At 38.0% G+C, this 16199-nt stretch carries 18 protein-coding genes and 1 pseudogene; 5 read left to right on the forward strand and 14 right to left on the reverse strand.

Going from position 1 to position 16199, the window contains the following annotated elements; all coding sequences use genetic code 11:
* The first annotated feature begins 178 nt into the window (after nt 1–178).
* Both DQN23_RS07490 and DQN23_RS07495 read left to right on the forward strand, forming a co-directional pair.
* Complete coding sequence (locus tag DQN23_RS07490) at nt 179–1618, forward strand: sucrose-6-phosphate hydrolase (RefSeq protein ID WP_020917409.1); 1440 nt, start codon at nt 179–181, stop codon at nt 1616–1618.
* Nucleotide 1619: 1 nt separating this feature from the next.
* Nucleotides 1620–2582, forward strand: a complete 963-nt coding sequence (locus tag DQN23_RS07495) for a LacI family DNA-binding transcriptional regulator (protein ID WP_020917410.1) — start codon at nt 1620–1622, stop codon at nt 2580–2582.
* Between the two features lie 92 nt (nt 2583–2674).
* Here DQN23_RS07495 and nusB read toward each other — a convergent pair whose 3' ends face one another.
* The 8 genes and pseudogenes from nusB to uvrA form a co-directional block, all read right to left on the reverse strand.
* Nucleotides 2675–3103 carry a transcription antitermination factor NusB gene (gene nusB, locus DQN23_RS07500; protein ID WP_043895112.1) on the reverse strand — a complete coding sequence of 143 codons (429 nt, stop codon included), beginning with the start codon at nt 3101–3103 and terminating at the stop codon, nt 2675–2677.
* A complete protein-coding gene (locus DQN23_RS07505) occupies nt 3096–3485 on the reverse strand; it encodes an Asp23/Gls24 family envelope stress response protein (protein ID WP_043895114.1) in 390 nt (129 codons plus the stop codon). The genes nusB and DQN23_RS07505 overlap by 8 nt, the downstream gene beginning before the upstream one ends.
* 78 nt (nt 3486–3563) lie before the next feature.
* Entirely contained in the window at nt 3564–4124 is a 561-nt protein-coding gene (gene efp, locus DQN23_RS07510) for an elongation factor P (protein ID WP_020917413.1), read from the reverse strand.
* Nucleotides 4125–4248: 124 nt separating this feature from the next.
* Nucleotides 4249–4704 carry a deoxycytidylate deaminase gene (locus tag DQN23_RS07515; protein WP_020917414.1) on the reverse strand — a complete coding sequence of 152 codons (456 nt, stop codon included), beginning with the start codon at nt 4702–4704 and terminating at the stop codon, nt 4249–4251.
* The gene (locus tag DQN23_RS07520; protein WP_061408571.1) at nt 4697–5047 is read right to left on the reverse strand and encodes a hypothetical protein; all 351 of its coding nucleotides are present in this window, start codon (nt 5045–5047) and stop codon (nt 4697–4699) included. Before DQN23_RS07520 ends, DQN23_RS07515 begins: the two co-directional genes overlap by 8 nt.
* A 10-nt stretch (nt 5048–5057) precedes the next feature.
* Complete coding sequence (locus tag DQN23_RS07525) at nt 5058–6119, reverse strand: M24 family metallopeptidase (protein WP_111712986.1); 1062 nt, start codon at nt 6117–6119, stop codon at nt 5058–5060.
* A 103-nt stretch (nt 6120–6222) separates the two neighbouring features.
* A pseudogene (locus DQN23_RS09730) lies at nt 6223–7501 on the reverse strand (MATE family efflux transporter).
* A gap of 101 nt (nt 7502–7602) precedes the next feature.
* Entirely contained in the window at nt 7603–10428 is a 2826-nt protein-coding gene (uvrA, locus tag DQN23_RS07540) for an excinuclease ABC subunit UvrA (RefSeq protein WP_058814219.1), read from the reverse strand.
* Between the two features lie 296 nt (nt 10429–10724).
* Here uvrA and DQN23_RS07545 point away from each other — a divergent pair, with 296 nt between their 5' ends.
* The gene (locus DQN23_RS07545) at nt 10725–11669 is read left to right on the forward strand and encodes a magnesium transporter CorA family protein (RefSeq protein WP_020917419.1); all 945 of its coding nucleotides are present in this window, start codon (nt 10725–10727) and stop codon (nt 11667–11669) included.
* A 273-nt stretch (nt 11670–11942) separates the two neighbouring features.
* Nucleotides 11943–12599 (forward strand): DUF1129 domain-containing protein, encoded by a 657-nt coding sequence (locus DQN23_RS07550; protein WP_020917420.1) that lies wholly within the window; start codon nt 11943–11945, stop codon nt 12597–12599.
* A 40-nt stretch (nt 12600–12639) separates the two neighbouring features.
* Here the strand turns inward: DQN23_RS07550 and DQN23_RS07555 are convergent, their stop codons facing one another.
* The 4 genes from DQN23_RS07555 to DQN23_RS09400 form a co-directional block, all read right to left on the reverse strand.
* A complete protein-coding gene (locus DQN23_RS07555) occupies nt 12640–12861 on the reverse strand; it encodes a hypothetical protein (RefSeq protein ID WP_111712987.1) in 222 nt (73 codons plus the stop codon).
* A 206-nt stretch (nt 12862–13067) separates the two neighbouring features.
* Nucleotides 13068–13292, reverse strand: a complete 225-nt coding sequence (locus DQN23_RS07560; protein ID WP_043895293.1) for a helix-turn-helix domain-containing protein — start codon at nt 13290–13292, stop codon at nt 13068–13070.
* 1 nt (nt 13293) lies between these two features.
* Nucleotides 13294–13620 carry a hypothetical protein gene (locus tag DQN23_RS09395; protein ID WP_228380489.1) on the reverse strand — a complete coding sequence of 109 codons (327 nt, stop codon included), beginning with the start codon at nt 13618–13620 and terminating at the stop codon, nt 13294–13296.
* A 21-nt stretch (nt 13621–13641) separates the two neighbouring features.
* Complete coding sequence (locus DQN23_RS09400) at nt 13642–13818, reverse strand: hypothetical protein (protein ID WP_231853221.1); 177 nt, start codon at nt 13816–13818, stop codon at nt 13642–13644.
* Between the two features lie 251 nt (nt 13819–14069).
* Here DQN23_RS09400 and DQN23_RS07570 point away from each other — a divergent pair, with 251 nt between their 5' ends.
* Complete coding sequence (locus DQN23_RS07570) at nt 14070–15326, forward strand: ISL3 family transposase (protein WP_111712988.1); 1257 nt, start codon at nt 14070–14072, stop codon at nt 15324–15326.
* Nucleotides 15327–15384: 58 nt separating this feature from the next.
* Here DQN23_RS07570 and rpsR read toward each other — a convergent pair whose 3' ends face one another.
* Both rpsR and DQN23_RS07580 read right to left on the reverse strand, forming a co-directional pair.
* Nucleotides 15385–15624: a 30S ribosomal protein S18 gene (gene rpsR, locus DQN23_RS07575; RefSeq protein ID WP_000068664.1), complete on the reverse strand. Its 240-nt coding sequence runs from the start codon at nt 15622–15624 to the stop codon at nt 15385–15387.
* Between the two features lie 60 nt (nt 15625–15684).
* Entirely contained in the window at nt 15685–16191 is a 507-nt protein-coding gene (locus DQN23_RS07580; RefSeq protein ID WP_020917424.1) for a single-stranded DNA-binding protein, read from the reverse strand.
* Between the last annotated feature and the right edge of the window lie 8 nt (nt 16192–16199).

The raw sequence follows: 16199 nt of genomic DNA on the forward strand, positions 1-16199 counted from the left end.
TAAAAAAATTTGTGAACTATTTTGTAAGCGTTTCACTTAACTACATTTACATTTTATCATAAAAACATTCTATGTCAAGCGTTCATCATATTTTTTTCTTTTTGGACGAAAATAATTGATTTTTAGGGCGAAAACGTTTACTATATTACTATAGATAGTATTTAAAAAGGAGAAAAATATGGATTTACCAAGAGAAGTGCGTTACCGTCCTTATGAGGATTGGAGCACCGAAGAATTAGCAAAAATTAACAACAATGTCAAAAAATCTCCTTGGCATGTTAGTTACCACATCGAACCAAAATCAGGACTTTTAAATGACCCTAACGGTTTTTCATTCTTTAATGGAAAATACACATTGTTCTACCAAAACTGGCCATTTGCTGCTGCTCATGGACTTAAACAATGGGTTCACACTGAATCTGAAGACTTAGTTCACTTCCATGAAACAAACGTAGAACTTCGTCCAGATACTAAAAACGATAGCCACGGTGCTTATTCTGGTTCAGCCTACGAAATCGACGACAAACTCTTCCTATTCTATACAGGAAATGTCCGCGATGAAAATTGGGTACGTGACCCGCTTCAAATTAGCGCATGGATGGACAAAGACCGCAACATCACTAAGATTGAGAACGTTCTTATCCACCAACCAAAAGACGTTACAGAACACTTCCGTGACCCACAAATCTTCAACTACAAAGGTCAATTCTACGCAATCGTAGGTGCTCAAAACCTTGACGAATCAGGCTTCGTAAAACTTTACAAAGCTGTTAACAAAAACGTCGAAAATTGGGAAGAAGTTGGAAACCTTGACTTTGATAACAGTGGTTCAGAGTACATGATTGAGTGTCCAAACCTTGTTTTTGTTGATGATAAACCAGTTCTTATCTACTGCCCACAAGGACTTGATAAAGCTGAACTTGATTATCGCAACATTTACCCAAATACCTACAAAGTATGTCAATCGTTTGACACAGAAAATGCAAAACTAGTCGGGGCTTCTGACATTCAAAATCTTGATTATGGTTTTGAAGCCTATGCGACTCAAGCATTCAACGCCCCTGATGGACGTGCGCTTGCTATTAGCTGGATTGGACTTCCTGACATCGACTATCCAACTGACCAATACGATTACCAAGGTGCTCTTAGTCTTGTTAAAGAACTTTCTATTAAAGATGGTAAACTTTATCAATACCCAGTTGAAGCAATCACTTCTCTTCGTGATTCTTCTGAAACATTCGCTGACAAAGCACAAACCAACAATACTTATGAGTTAGAGTTAACATTCCCTGCAAATCAAAAATCAGAACTTCTGCTTTTTGCTGACGACAAAGGAAATGGACTAAGCTTGACTGTAGATACTAAAGACTGTAAAATTATCCTTGACCGCAGTAAAGCCGGTGTTCAATACGCTACAAAATTTGGTATTACTCGTGAATGTACAATCGATACGAAAGAAACAACAGCCAATATTTTTGTAGATAATTCGATCATTGAAATCTTTATCAATAAAGGAGAAAAAGTATTTACTAGCCGTATCTTCCCAGAAGCTGGTCAAAATGGAATTACACTTAAATCTGGAGACGTCACTGGTACATACTTTGATTTGAAATACTAATATGGTAGCAAAATTAACTGACGTTGCTGAACTTGCTGGGGTAAGCCCAACAACCGTTTCACGCGTTATCAACAACAAAGGTTATTTGTCAGAGAAGACAAAACAAAAAGTCCAAGAGGCCATGAGAACTTTGGGATATAAACCAAACAACCTCGCCCGTGGACTCCAAGGAAAATCAGCCCAACTTATCGGTTTAATCTTCCCTAATATTAGCAATATCTTTTATTCTGAGTTAATTGAATATCTTGAAATCGAGTTATTCAAACATGGTTATAAAACGATTATCTGCAATAGCGAAAATGACCCAGCCAAAGAACGTGAATACATTGAAATGCTTGAAGCTAACCAAGTTGACGGCATCATTTCATCTAGTCACAACCTTGGCATCGATGATTACGAGCGCGTCAGTGCACCAATTATTGCTTTCGATAGGAACCTAGCTCCAAACGTCCCTATCGTTGCTTCAGACAACTTTGAAGGTGGAAAACTAGCTGCTCGCACACTTCAAAAAAATGGTTGCGAAAATATCATTATGATTACCGGACACGATAACACTGACTCACCAACCGAATTACGTGCCCTTGGTTTTACATTTCAAATTCCGCACGGTGAAGTTTTCAAAGTTCCTAACAACTTATCCACAATTCGCCGTGAAATGGAAATCAAATCCATCATCGCAAGCAATCGTCCAGACGGGATATTTGTTTCAGATGATTTGACAGCCATTTTGACAATGAAAATCGCTAAACAGCTAGATATGAACATCCCTGATGATTTGAAAATCATTGGTTATGATGGCACATCATTCATTGAAAGTTACTTCCCACAGTTGACTACTATCCGTCAACCAATCGATGAAATTGCAAGTCTACTTGTCGATATTCTCCTAAAACGCATCAAAGGTGAAAAAACAAACAAAGACTACATTTTACCTATCTCATTGATTCCTGGGGGAAGCATTTAAAAAGAACAGGGTAAGCCTGTTCTTTTATATTACTCTTTTTACTTATGCACACAACAAAAAGAGAGATGTGTATAACATCTCTCTTTCATTTATTATTCAGTAACAAACTGACTCAACAATCCATTGACGAATTTTGCTGATGTTTCGTCTGAATATTTCTTAGCGATTTCAATAATTTCATTGACCGCAACACGACCTGGTGTTTCTTCGAAATATTTTACTTCGTAAAGACCTAAACGAAGTAAAGCTTTATCAGTCAACATTAAACGTTCTAGTGACCAGCCTGCTTTTAAGTGACCTTCAATTTGTTGGTCAAGCTCTGCTTGCATGTCGCAAACACCCTTAACAAGATTAAGAAGAAAGACTGGAACTTGAACATCTTCATCTTCTTCGATTGTCTTATCATAAGTATATGCAAATTCAGCAGCCGCTAAATATTCTCCACCAAATTCTAGGCTAAAGAGTGCTTGGAACGCACGCTCACGGAGGTCACGTCTTGAATTTGTAAAATTATTAGTCATCCAAGAAATCCTCGTCAAACAATGCTTTCAAATCAGGTTTTGGCGTTTTCTCAGGAACGATTCCTTCAACGTGGATATTTACAGATGAAATAGTCACTTCTGCCATATCGTAAACCGCAGTTTTAACAGCTTGTTGAATTGCGATTGAAACAGCAGGAACGTTGACACCGTATTGAAGATAAACATAGATATCAGCGTTAACTGTTCCGTCTTCTTCAGTGTGAAGATATACACCTTTACCTAAAACTGTTTTGCTGAAGCTGTCTGCCATGGCTTTGTTATGAAGTGAATGAACACCATCAACTTTTGCTGCAGCGATACCTGTGATAACTTCTAGTACTCGTGGTGAAATAACAATATCACCGATATTTTCAGTTGTCATAAGCATTTCCTTTCTAATTAATTTTAAGGATTAAAAGTAAAGAGAGCGGTACCCTCTCTACCCGCTCTAATGGCAAGCTTAGGCACGTGATACGTAAGTACCTTCTTGCGTATTGATTACCAATTTTTGACCAATTTCGATGAAGTCTGGCACGTTAACAACAAGACCTGTTTCAAGAGTTGCAGGTTTACCAGAACCAGTAACTGTAGCACCTTTGATTGATGGTTGAGTGTCAGTAACTGTCAATTCAACTGTTGTAGGAACAGTAACACCGATAACTTCAGTTCCGTAGAATTGGATTTTAACTTCTGAGTTTTCAAGGATGTAAAACAATTCTTGTTCTACGTTAGCAACTGGGATTTCGTATTGCTCGTAGCTTTCAGTATCCATGAAGTATGCTGTATCATCCATTTTGTAAAGGTATTGTGCAGCACGTGTTTCAATGATAGCTTGTTCGAATTTTTCTTCTGGACGGTAAGTTGTATCAAAAGTTGAACCAGAACGTACGTCACGGAGTTTCATACGCATAACTGTGTTACCTTTACCTGGTTTGTGGTGGCTTGCTTCGAGAACTTTGATGAGTTTTCCATCAGCTGTTACGAAAGTCATACCTGCTCTAAGCTTACTTGCTTCAATCATTTATTCATTACCTCTTATAAATTATTTATCACTTCATTTTACCATAAAATAAGCTTGGGCTCAAATCTTTTATGGTCTTACTATGGGATAAGACAGTGTTAGCACTGTCTAAAACTTATTCTTCTTAGTCAGCCATACCAAGTCTTACTTCTGGAATATCATGCTGAACGTATTCGACACCTTTTTGTTCCATTAATTCAATCGCAAATGGATGCATGCGATAGGCAGTTTTATAAGTGATTTTCTTAATGCCTGCTTGAAGGAGAGCTTTCGTGCAGTTAATACACGGAAAATGTGTCACATAAATCTCTGTTCCTTTAGTTGAAATGCCTTCTTTAGCACACTGGATAAGCGCATTCATCTCGGCATGAACAGTGCGGATACAATGCCCATCTTCCATTTTGTGTCCTGCTTCGCTACAGTTATCTGTTTCAGAAACACCACCATTGTAACCAGTCGCAATGATACGATTATCTTTGACCAAAACAGCGCCAACAAAGGCACGATCACAAGTTGAACGTTTTGAAATCAACTCTGCATTTGCCATAAAATAATCTTCCCAAGAAAGTCTATCAGTCATTGATTTTTTCCTTTACTACACGATTTTTAAGATAAATTATAATCAGCCCAAGCACAGCAATTGCCATACAGAAATACGAAGCAATTTTGTATATGCCACCTGGTGCTTCAATAAAAAATGTTAACCCAACAAGTCCAAGCGCAACATAATGAACAATGCCATTAATTCCAAACTGACGTGATTGACTTAAGGCTGACAAGAAAAGAACTAGAATGAATTCCAAAATGAAATAATTCTTACTACTTCCCTGCATTAAATCAATAACAACCGTAAAAGAGAGCATCGCAGATAAAATCATCACAAGGATAACTTGTAATTTATCTTTAATAGTCAGTGGTTTCATAACATCTCTCCTACAAAACAATCAATTCTTTGGGTGCTAAAGTTAAGACTTCACAACCATTTTCAGTAACGACAAGGTCGTCTTCAATACGAACACCGTATTTGTTATCAAGGTAAATTCCTGGTTCATCCGTAATAGTCATGCCAACTTCAACCAACTCATCTGAATTGCCAAAGAATGGAATTTCATGAATATCAAGCCCAATGCCATGACCAATTCCGTGTGTGAAGTGCTCACCATAACCAGCTTTTTCAATCACATCACGCGCCAACTTATCGTAATCACGGCGAGTCATTCCAGTCTTAACCGAATCAATAACCGATTGATTAGCACGCAAAACCACATCATAAATCTCACGCTCCTCATCAGTCGTATCACCAATGTGAATTGTACGCGTCATATCGCTGACGTAGTGATTGTAATAACATCCAAAATCAAGCGTCAAGTTTTCACCAGATTGGATGACTTTCTCACTGGCTACGCCGTGAGGCATGGCAGAGCGGTAACCTGATGCTGCAATAGTCTCAAAAGATACCCCAGATGCACCGTATTCACGCATACGAAAATCAAGAAAATTTGCCACTTGCAATTCTGTTGTCTGACCTGGTTTGATGAAATCAAGCATGTCAGCAAAAGCGCGGTCGGAAATCGAGCAAGCCTTACGAATCGTTGCAATCTCAGAAGCATCTTTAATCATGCGCAATTTTTCCATGAAGTTCGTCATAGGTGCCAAGTCATACCCTGCAAATACACCTTGCAGCATTTGATAATAAGCAAAAGATACTTGGCTGTCAAAACCGATTTTATCCAAATTATCAGATGCAATCACCTTAGCAATCTCAGAAAGAGCATCTCTACTTTCGATGATATCAAATCCTTGAACCGTTTGCTTAGCAATCAAGGTATATCGAGCATCTGTCACAAACAAACGGCGTGTTTTGGAAATAAAGACAGTCGCTGATGTTCCCCAAAATCCTGTCAAATAATAAACATTATTTTGGCCAGTCACCAAAAACGCATCTAATCCTTTTTCATCTAACTTTGCATCAAATCTTTTCAGTCTTGCAAGCATGTCCCTCTCCCTCTCGCTTTTTTAAGATAATTATACCAGAAAATCCTTGATATAATCGCTTTTTTCACGTATTTTTACAAAATATTTAACTGGTAAACAAATTTTATCGCAAAAAAACATCAGGTTCTTTTAAGTTATTGAAGTTACTTTTTTTGATAAATAAAATACTCAAAATAGCAAGACTTATGCCGTAAACAAAATAAAGTGTTTGGTAAGTTTGAAAACCTAAAACTTGAATCACCAATAAAATATCAGTGCTCATGATATTAACTAGAGCGGTTAAACTAACCACCCATTTTTCAGCATGGCTACTTTGTAAAAGCATTTTTAAACTTTCGTAAAGTGGTGTGGCTGCCATGATTAGCATAGTAAATGCCGTAAGTGCAATGATATTTGTATTGATTTGGCTTAATAAGAATTCAGCAAAGATATTAGCACAAAGCGTCACTATCACAGCAAATCCGAAACTCATTAGATAACTATTTCGATAAATCACGCGCATAAATGACTTTTTTTCATGCTTTTGACTAGCCTGTGGCAAAAAGACAGAAACCGTACCAGCATACATATAAGCAGGCAAACGAACTATTGAAAATAGCTGACTAATCACTGCATAGATAGAGAGAATTTCTAACCCCTATCTTCCCATCAAAGCATCAAATGCCATGATAAAAAGAACACTCTCAAAAATTGCCTGAATGGTTAAAGGAATCCCAAAAAGAATTAACTCTTTTTTACAAGTTGACTGAGATTTCAAAGCCTCAAAAATCACATCATGAACTAAATAAAAATAAGCCAAAACCACTAAAAACAAAGAAGTTATAGCCGAAATCGCTGCGCCCTTCACTCCAAAAATTAGAACCAGATAGTAATTCATCACCACATCAAGCAGCGAGCTAACAAGCCCAATCCAAAAAATCGGTTTGGTTTTCAACTTTTAAAACATTTGTCAACAAAAATGTTAACAAGGTCAGAAGAATATACGGTGACATAATAACGAGATAAAGTGTTGATAAGCCAAGCAATTCTCCTGAAAATCCATAAAATAAACGTAAAAAAGATTTTCTAAAAACTACACATAGAACTAAAAAGCTAGCACCTATCACCACATCAAGTAATAAAGAGGACTTAAACAAATCTTTAAAATGCTTCTTGTCATTTTCCGCAAAAGCTTGCGCCCCTTTGATATTAAAGGATAAGCTAAAAGCGCCTAAAATCCCACCAAAGTCAAACAAGAAATTTTGAATCACAGATATTCCAGAAAGTGCCACGCTTGAGTCATTAACCGCAAAATGCAGTGACAATTGATTAATCAAAAGCTGTGCAATATTTGTTGCAATCAACGGAAAAACATACCGATTAACTTCTTTTGAATAAGACATAAATCCTCCAATAAATCTCAACAGCAGCAGAACTGCGCCGTTCCCCATAAATTGGCTCCATATAACACAAAAGCCAGGCAAGATAACTTACCTGGACTTTTTTACTTCAATTTATCTTTCAAATATTGTCCTGTGAAGGATTCTTTGACTTTGGCGACTTCTTCTGGTGTGCCTGTGGCAACGATTTGTCCGCCACCAACACCGCCTTCTGGTCCAAGGTCGATAATATAGTCAGCTGTCTTAATCACATCAAGATTGTGTTCAATAACAAGCACGGTATTTCCATCATCCACGAAACGTTGAAGGACTTTAAGTAGACGAGCAATGTCATCTGTGTGAAGACCTGTCGTTGGTTCATCAAGGATATAAAGGCTCTTACCAGTTGAGCGTTTGTGAAGTTCACTCGCCAATTTCATACGCTGTGCTTCACCACCAGAAAGGGTTGTGGCTGGTTGTCCAAGTGTGACATAACCAAGTCCAACGTCTTTGATAGTTTGCAATTTGCGTGCGATTTTAGGAATTGGTGCAAAGAATTCAACGGCATCGTTGACTGTCATATCAAGGATTTCAGCGATATTTTTATCTTTGTAATGAACTTCAAGCGTTTCACTGTTATAACGTGTACCGTGGCAAACTTCACATGGTACGTAAACATCTGGCAAGAAGTGCATTTCAATCTTGATAATACCATCACCAGAACAAGCCTCACAACGTCCACCTTTGACGTTAAATGAGAAGCGCCCTTTCTTGTAACCACGAATTTTAGCTTCATTGGTCTTAGCAAAAAGGTCACGAATATCATCAAAAACACCTGTATAAGTTGCAGGATTTGAACGCGGTGTACGACCGATTGGGCTTTGGTCAATGTCAATCAAGCGTTCGATGTTTTCCACACCTTCAAGTGCTTTGTGTTTACCAGGTTTGGCAGAATTTCGGTTTAATTTTTGAGCGACAGCTTTTTTCAAAATACTATTGACCAAGGTTGATTTTCCAGAACCTGAAACACCTGTGACTGCGATAAATTTACCAAGTGGGAAAGTCACATCGATATTTTGCAAGTTATTTTCGCAAGCACCAAGCACTCGTAGGAAACGTCCGTTACCTTTACGACGCTCAAGCGGAACTGGAATTTCTTTAGCACCAGACAAATATTGTCCAGTGATTGATTTTTTGTTTTTAGCCACTTCTCCTGGTGTCCCAGAGGCAACGATTTGCCCACCAAATTCACCTGCACCTGGTCCAACATCAATCAACCAGTCAGCTTGACACATGGTGTCTTCATCGTGTTCAACGACAATCAAGGTATTACCAAGATCACGCATTTTCTTCAAACTATCAATCAAACGGTCATTATCACGTTGGTGAAGTCCGATTGACGGTTCATCAAGAATATAAAGGACACCTGATAGATTTGAACCAATTTGCGTTGCCAAACGGATACGTTGGCTTTCACCACCTGACAAAGTCCCCGCAGAACGTGACAAAGTCAAATAATTCAAGCCGACATTATTTAAGAAAGTCAAGCGGTCTTTGATTTCTTTGACAATCGGTGTAGCAATTGTTTTTTCATTTTCAGAGAGTTCTAGGTGATTTAGAAGTTCCAAATGGTCAGCTACTGACAAATCAGAAACTTGTCCAATGTTCATGCCATTTTCACCGCCCACGCGCACACAAAGCGCTTGATTATTCAAACGATAACCGTGACATGTTGGACATGGCAACTCATTCATGTAACCGCGCATGACATTACGAGTGAAGTCGCTGTTTGTCTCGTGGTAACGACGATTGATATTGTTGACAACACCTTCAAATGGTAGGTCAATGTTGCGTTCGCCACCAAAATCATTGACATAATGGAAGTGGAATTCACGCTCACCTGAACCGTAAAGCACAAGATTTTGCTCTTCTTCGCTCAAGTCTTCAAAAGGTGTATCCATATCAACACCAAAAGCTTCCATAGCTTGCCCAAGCATAGCAGGATAATAGTTTGATGAAATTGGATTCCATGGTGCTAGCGCACCTTCACGAAGAGTCTTACTACGATCAGGAATCACCAAATCCAAGTCAACTTCCAGTTTATTTCCTAAACCATCACAGGTTGGACATGAACCAAATGGCGCATTAAATGAAAACAAACGTGGCTCCAATTCGGGAACAGTAAAGCCACAGACTGGGCAAGAATAGTGTTCTGAGAAAAGCAATTCATTGCCATCCATAGTGTCGATAATGATATAACCATCAGCCAAACGAAGCGCAGCTTCCACAGAATCAAAGAGACGTGAACGAATGCCGTCTTTATTAATCAAGCGATCAACAACGATTTCGATATTGTGCATTTTACTCTTAGAAAGTTCAGGCACCCCTGAAATATCATAAATCTCACCGTCCACGCGCACACGTACATAACCGTCTTTTTGAATGCGGTCAAAAATCGTTTTGTGTTGTCCTTTTTTACGACGAACTACAGGCGCCAAAATCTGCATACGGGTACGTTCTGGCAATTCCAAAACTTGGTCAACAATCTGTTCAACAGATGATGCCGTAATAACACCGTGCCCATTAATACAGTAAGGCGTCCCCACACGCGCGTACAAAAGGCGCAGATAATCATTGATTTCTGTCGTTGTTCCTACAGTAGAGCGCGGGTTTTTACTAGTTGTTTTTTGGTCAATAGAAATCGCTGGGCTAAGTCCTTCAATCGAATCCACATCAGGTTTTTCCATATTTCCAAGAAACATGCGGGCATAAGCAGACAAGCTTTCAACGTAACGACGTTGCCCTTCTGCGTAAATCGTATCAAATGCCAAACTTGATTTTCCAGACCCCGACAAACCGGTCACAACAACTAATTTATCCCGCGGAATCTCAACATTGACATTTTTTAAATTGTGGGCACGAGCCCCACGAATAATCAATTTATCTTGCATGATCTATGAGATAAGCTAAGCTTGACACTAGGCCACGCTTAGCTTTCCATCCTTTCTTTACGAGTACTTTTTCTTCTTATTTCATTATAACAAATTTTCTACTTTTCTCTGTCCCCAAAAACTGCTAATTGTAGTATAATAGACTAGTATGTAGAATTTTGTCTAAAAAGAGATTATTTTACAACTTAAAAAAATCATTGAACAAGAACTAAAGACGGCACTTTCGCTGGTGGTCCTAACTAGTTATCATAGTTTAATAGTTCTTGCATCTCATCGCAAAAGGAGGGGTTGTTTTTATGGAACAAATGTTTCTATCAACAGCGTTAGAGTTTAAAGAAATCAATACATTCGAGCCAGGAGCTTGGATTAATTTGGTTAACCCCTCCCAGGAAGAGTCTGTGAGTTTAGCCGAACAATTTAATATCGATATCACAGACCTTCGTGCGCCACTCGACCTTGAAGAAACATCACGTATCTCTGTCGAAGACGATTACACTTTGATTATCGTCGACGTTCCAACCTACGAAGAACGTAATAATAAAAGCTATTATGTAACAATTCCGCTAGGTATCATCGTAACTGACAACGCCGTTATCACAACGTGTTTGCAAGAATTAACCCTATTTGATAACTTCTTCAATCGTCGTGTGAAAAACTTCTATACCTTCATGAAGACACGTTTTGTTTTCCAACTGCTTTATCGTAACGCAGAGCTATTCCTAACAGCCCTTCGTTCTATCGACCGTCAAAGTGACCGAATCGAAGCTGAATTGGAAAATGCTACACGTAACGAACAATTAATCGACATGATGGAGCTTGAAAAATCTATCGTCTACTTGAAAGCCTCATTGAAATTCAATGAACGTATCGTTAAAAAACTTTCAAGTAGTACCAGCTCTTTGAAAAAATACATCGAAGATGAAGATTTGCTTGAAGATACTTTGATTGAAACACAACAGGCGATTGAGATGGCTGGCATTTATGAAAATGTCTTGAATGCCATGACTGAAACAACCGCTTCAATCATCAACAACAACCAGAATACCATCATGAAAACCTTGGCTCTGATGACCATGGCACTTGATATTCCAACGGTTATCTTCTCTGCCTACGGGATGAACTTCCAAAACAACTGGTTACCATTAAACGGTCTACCACATGCCTTTTGGTACATCGTCTTCATCGCTGCTGCCATGAGCTTGTCTGTGGTGTTCTACTTCTTCAGGAAGAAATGGTTTTAACCTGCCAATTTCTGTTGCGACTACAGTCTCTAACAGAAATACGGAAGAATCTATCAGGATTCTTCCTAGGCAGCTCACTAATTCGTAATTTTGTTAGCGATTCCCTAACTCTCTTACTAGCTCGAAATTTGATTATTATCGAATCAAATTTCTCTCGTTGTGACTTTATTGAAAATGAATTTTAGGCATTTACTAGTTAGAAAAAGCAAAGGTTTTGTTTTCTCTAACTAATAACTGACTTTATCTTATAAAACCTTATATAGGAGAATATTTATGGATTTAACTAATCTTACTAAAAAGAACCAAGAATTTATTCACATCGCTACTAATCAATTGATTGAAGATGGTAAATCTGACGAAGAAATCCAAGCAATTTTGGAAGAAGTTTTACCAACAATCATTGAAAACCAGAAAAAAGGCTTAACTGCTCGTACCCTTCTTGGTGCACCAACAGTTTGGGCTGCTTCTTTCACTGAAAAAGCTTCCGATGCCAAAGCAAACCAAGAAAAGAAAAACGATAACCCTTGGTTAATGTGGTTAGATACATCACTTCTTTTCATCGGAATCGTTGCTCTTCTTAATGCACTTATGGGATTCTTCAATTCAGCAACAACTAGCTCTGGGCTTTTCTCACTTCTTGCCCTTGGTTTTGGTGGGGGTGCTGCTATGTACGCAACTTACCACTTCATCTATCGCTTCGCTGGTAAACCTAAGAGCGAACGACCAGGTTGGAAAAAAACTTTCCTTGTACTTGGTTTAGCAATGCTTGGTTGGGTTCTCCTATACACAGCAACTGCATTCTTACCAACCGTTCTTAACCCACAATTACCACCAATCGTCATGTTAATCATCGGTGCTGTGTCACTTGTCGGACGTTATTTCCTACAAAAGAAATACAATATCCTAAACGCAATGACACCACAACAATAAAAATAACCTCACTAAGCATAAGGTTTAGTGAGGTTATTTTTTATTTAGAACGCAAACTCAAAACAACGTCATCTGACCAAGTTGAGGTCATTTTAATCTGATCAAGATTTTCAATCGTAATTTTGTTAGCTGAGAAATATGTTTTCTTGTGGTAACGAATATTGAAATCATCCTGACTGTCTTCTTTAACATCTGTTAATGATTTGTCATTCAGTAAAAAATCAGTCTTCAGACCTTTTTTCAGATCTTCTTTTGTAAACATGATATACACTATCCCAGAAAAGTGATTCTCTAAAGGTAAAACCTCGTCTTTATTTACCACCAAAATATTTTTAACATTTAGTTATTCTTCACTTTGATAAGCTTGACTACTTTCAGTTTTTAATGGCACCAGCGGTATCATAAGTAGCTTCTGAGATAATGCCACAACCCGATAACAGTCCAAATAATAAAGTCACTCCCAAAACCTCAATTACTTTCATCATAATCTCTCCTATATTCTAAAATATCTCCCGGCTGACAATCCAACTCTCTACAAATACTCATCAAGGTATTAAACCTGACCCCTTTTGCCTTTCCAGTCTTCAGAATAGACAAATTTGCCTCAGTGATTCCTATTTTCTCAGCCAGCTCCTTAGAGGTAATATTTCTTGATTTTAACACCTTATCTAAATGTACTTTTATTTCTTCCATATCAAATAATCTCATCGTGGTCTTTTTGCAATTTATAACCACGTTTTAGCATAATAATAGCAATATCATTGATAATGATAAAAACAATATTCACAAGATAATCTTTTAAAGATAAATCAAATAAGCTACTTGCATCAGCTATTTTAGAAAAATTAAGTGATATGTTAACAAGTAATTGAATACCTGTGAATAAAATCTGGTAAAGAAGAACTTTAGAAAGCAAATTGATGTTTTCGGAGCAAAAATACTCTTCATCTTGAAAATTTATCAACAACTTATCCAAAGCTCGCATTATCCTAAACAGAAGGTAAAAAATAATCATAGCCATTATTAAAACAACAATCGAAATCTAGACAGAGACTTGGATACTTTGATAACCATAATCCAAAGTAAATAAGCCACCGTAATTTTGCCTAGCAAAAAATACTGCAAAGATACCAAATCCCATCAAAATCATACCTACAAGCGATAGATAGTGTATTATTTTAACAACTTCTCTTCCAACTTTTAAAGCAACCTCTTTCATAAGTCTCCCTCTAAATTATTGTTTTACAATAATCATATTTTTGGAATTATTATAAAATAATAATTCCAACTTGTAAACTCAAAAAAGATTTTTCCACACAAAAAACGACCTCTTTCGAAGTCGTTTTTTTGGCTCTATAATTTCTGTAGTGGGTAACTCCACTGTGGAATTATAGGGCTTTTTGAATATACACAAAAAGTCCCATATGACTTATAATGAAAAGCGACCAAACTCACATTAGAAAGCATCATATGGAACAACTCTATCATACTACACAATTGATTGGAATTAAAGACAAAAATATCACGTTGAACAAAGTTTTGAAACACAAGACACACATTGAGATGATAGCTACACTGGACTACGCTCCTGGAAACTGTAATCACTGTCAGGGAAAACAGATAAAATATGACTTCCAAAAGCCATCGAAAATACCATTTCTTGAGGTGGCTGGCTTCCCCAGTCTTATTAGGCTCAAGAAACGGCGTTTTCAATGCAAGAATTGTCGTAAGGTAACCGTCTCTGAAACCAGCTTGATACAGAAAAACTGTCAAATCTCTGAACCTCTCAGACAGAAGGTCGCGCAAGCCTTGGTCAATCGTCAAGCCTTAACACACATTGCTCAGGATTTAGCGATTTCAACCTCTACCGTACACCGAAAACTCAAGGAATTCACTTTCAAAGAGGACTTCTCTCGTCTGCCTGAAATCCTCTCCATCGATGAGTTTTCGTATCAAAAAGGAAAGCTTGCCTTCATTGCACAGGATTTTGAGACCAAGAAAATCATCACCATCCTTGAGAATCGGACACAAACAACCATTCGCAATCATTTCTTCAGGTATTCTAAAGAGGCTAGGAACAGCGTGAAAGTCGTTACCGTTGATATGTCTGGCAGTTACATCCCAATGATTCCAAAACTCTTTCCTAACGCTAAGATTGTTATTGATAGATTTCATATCGTGCAGCACATGAGCCGTGCTCTTAATCACACACGTATTCAACTTATGACACAGTTCGACAAGAAATCTTTAGAATATCGTGCCCTCAAATACTACTGGAAATCCGTGCTGAAAGACAGTCGTAAACTCTCTCTAAACAGCTTTCGTTCAAGGACTTTTGGAGAAACGCTCACACCAAAAGAATGTTTGACCGAGATATTCCACCTTGTCCCTGAGTTGAAAGGGTATTATGACCTCTACCAGTTCCTACTGTTCCACCTGCAAGAGAAAAACGCTGACTACTTCTTTGACTTGATTGAAGAAGCCTTACCACATCTCAATCAAACCTTTAAAACAGCTCTGAGAACTATCCTTCACCACAAGCAACACGTCATAAACGCTATTGAGCTTCCTTATTCTAACGCCAAACTGGAGGCAACCAACAAACTCATCAAAGACATCAAGCGTAATGCCTTTGGATTCAGGAACTTTGACAACTTTAAAAAACGTATCTTTATCGCTTTAAACATGCAAAAAGAGAAGACGCATTTCGTCTCCTCTCGTGCTTAGCTATAAGTCACCCACTACAGTTGACAAAGAGCCGTTTTTTTCTGATCACCGCAACGAATTAGTCTTCGTTTACGAATGGCATAAGAGCCATAACGCGAGCGCGTTTGATAGCTGTTGTTACTTTACGTTGGTTTTTAGCTGAAGTTCCAGTTACGCGACGTGGAAGAATTTTACCACGTTCTGAAACGAAACGGCTAAGAAGCTCAGTATCTTTGTAATCAACATATTCAATTTTATTAGCTGCGATGTAATCAACTTTTTTACGGCGTTTGAATCCGCCACGACGTTGTTGAGCCATGTTTTATTCTCCTTTATATTATTGTTGTTTCAAGTTTAACACTTGAGGTGTCCATATACATTAGAATGGAAGATCGTCATCTGAAATGTCCATTGGGTTTGAATTACCAAATGGGCTTTCGTCACGACCAAAGTTAGGTGTTTGTTGTGAAGGTTGTGATGAGAAACCACCATTAGAAGATCCACCAAATGATGAATTGTTGTTAAATTCACCGTTGTAAGAACCACCTGATTGACCTTCACGTGTAGCACGACTTTCCAAGATTTGGAAATTATCTGCAACGACCTCAGTTACGTAAACACGTTGGCCTTGTTGGTTTTCATAGTTACGAGTCTGAATACGACCAGTAACACCAACCAATGTGCCTTTTTTAGCCCAGTTAGCCAAGTTTTCAGCTTGCTGACGCCAAATAACACAGTTAATAAAATCTGCTTCGCGTTCACCATTTTGATTCTTGAAGTTACGGTTTACAGCAAGTGTAAATGTCGCAACTGCTTGATTAGATGGTGTGTAACGGAGTTCTGCATCGCGGGTCATGCGACCGACAAGTACTACATTATTAATCATAAAATACC

Source organism: Streptococcus lutetiensis (assembly GCF_900475675.1).
Taxonomy (GTDB): Bacteria; Bacillota; Bacilli; order Lactobacillales; family Streptococcaceae; genus Streptococcus; species Streptococcus lutetiensis.

Coding starts and splice junctions, on each gene's coding strand:
- DQN23_RS07490 (WP_020917409.1), top strand. CDS start 179: ATGGATTTACCAAGAGAAGTGCGTTACCGTCCTTATGAGGATTGGAGC.
- DQN23_RS07495 (WP_020917410.1), top strand. CDS start 1,620: ATGGTAGCAAAATTAACTGACGTTGCTGAACTTGCTGGGGTAAGCCCA.
- nusB (WP_043895112.1), bottom strand. CDS start 3,103: ATGACTAATAATTTTACAAATTCAAGACGTGACCTCCGTGAGCGTGCG.
- DQN23_RS07505 (WP_043895114.1), bottom strand. CDS start 3,485: ATGACAACTGAAAATATCGGTGATATTGTTATTTCACCACGAGTACTA.
- efp (WP_020917413.1), bottom strand. CDS start 4,124: ATGATTGAAGCAAGTAAGCTTAGAGCAGGTATGACTTTCGTAACAGCT.
- DQN23_RS07515 (WP_020917414.1), bottom strand. CDS start 4,704: ATGACTGATAGACTTTCTTGGGAAGATTATTTTATGGCAAATGCAGAG.
- DQN23_RS07520 (WP_061408571.1), bottom strand. CDS start 5,047: ATGAAACCACTGACTATTAAAGATAAATTACAAGTTATCCTTGTGATG.
- DQN23_RS07525 (WP_111712986.1), bottom strand. CDS start 6,119: ATGCTTGCAAGACTGAAAAGATTTGATGCAAAGTTAGATGAAAAAGGA.
- uvrA (WP_058814219.1), bottom strand. CDS start 10,428: ATGCAAGATAAATTGATTATTCGTGGGGCTCGTGCCCACAATTTAAAA.
- DQN23_RS07545 (WP_020917419.1), top strand. CDS start 10,725: ATGGAACAAATGTTTCTATCAACAGCGTTAGAGTTTAAAGAAATCAAT.
- DQN23_RS07550 (WP_020917420.1), top strand. CDS start 11,943: ATGGATTTAACTAATCTTACTAAAAAGAACCAAGAATTTATTCACATC.
- DQN23_RS07555 (WP_111712987.1), bottom strand. CDS start 12,861: ATGTTTACAAAAGAAGATCTGAAAAAAGGTCTGAAGACTGATTTTTTA.
- DQN23_RS07560 (WP_043895293.1), bottom strand. CDS start 13,292: ATGGAAGAAATAAAAGTACATTTAGATAAGGTGTTAAAATCAAGAAAT.
- DQN23_RS09395 (WP_228380489.1), bottom strand. CDS start 13,620: ATGGCTATGATTATTTTTTACCTTCTGTTTAGGATAATGCGAGCTTTG.
- DQN23_RS09400 (WP_231853221.1), bottom strand. CDS start 13,818: ATGAAAGAGGTTGCTTTAAAAGTTGGAAGAGAAGTTGTTAAAATAATA.
- DQN23_RS07570 (WP_111712988.1), top strand. CDS start 14,070: ATGGAACAACTCTATCATACTACACAATTGATTGGAATTAAAGACAAA.
- rpsR (WP_000068664.1), bottom strand. CDS start 15,624: ATGGCTCAACAACGTCGTGGCGGATTCAAACGCCGTAAAAAAGTTGAT.
- DQN23_RS07580 (WP_020917424.1), bottom strand. CDS start 16,191: ATGATTAATAATGTAGTACTTGTCGGTCGCATGACCCGCGATGCAGAA.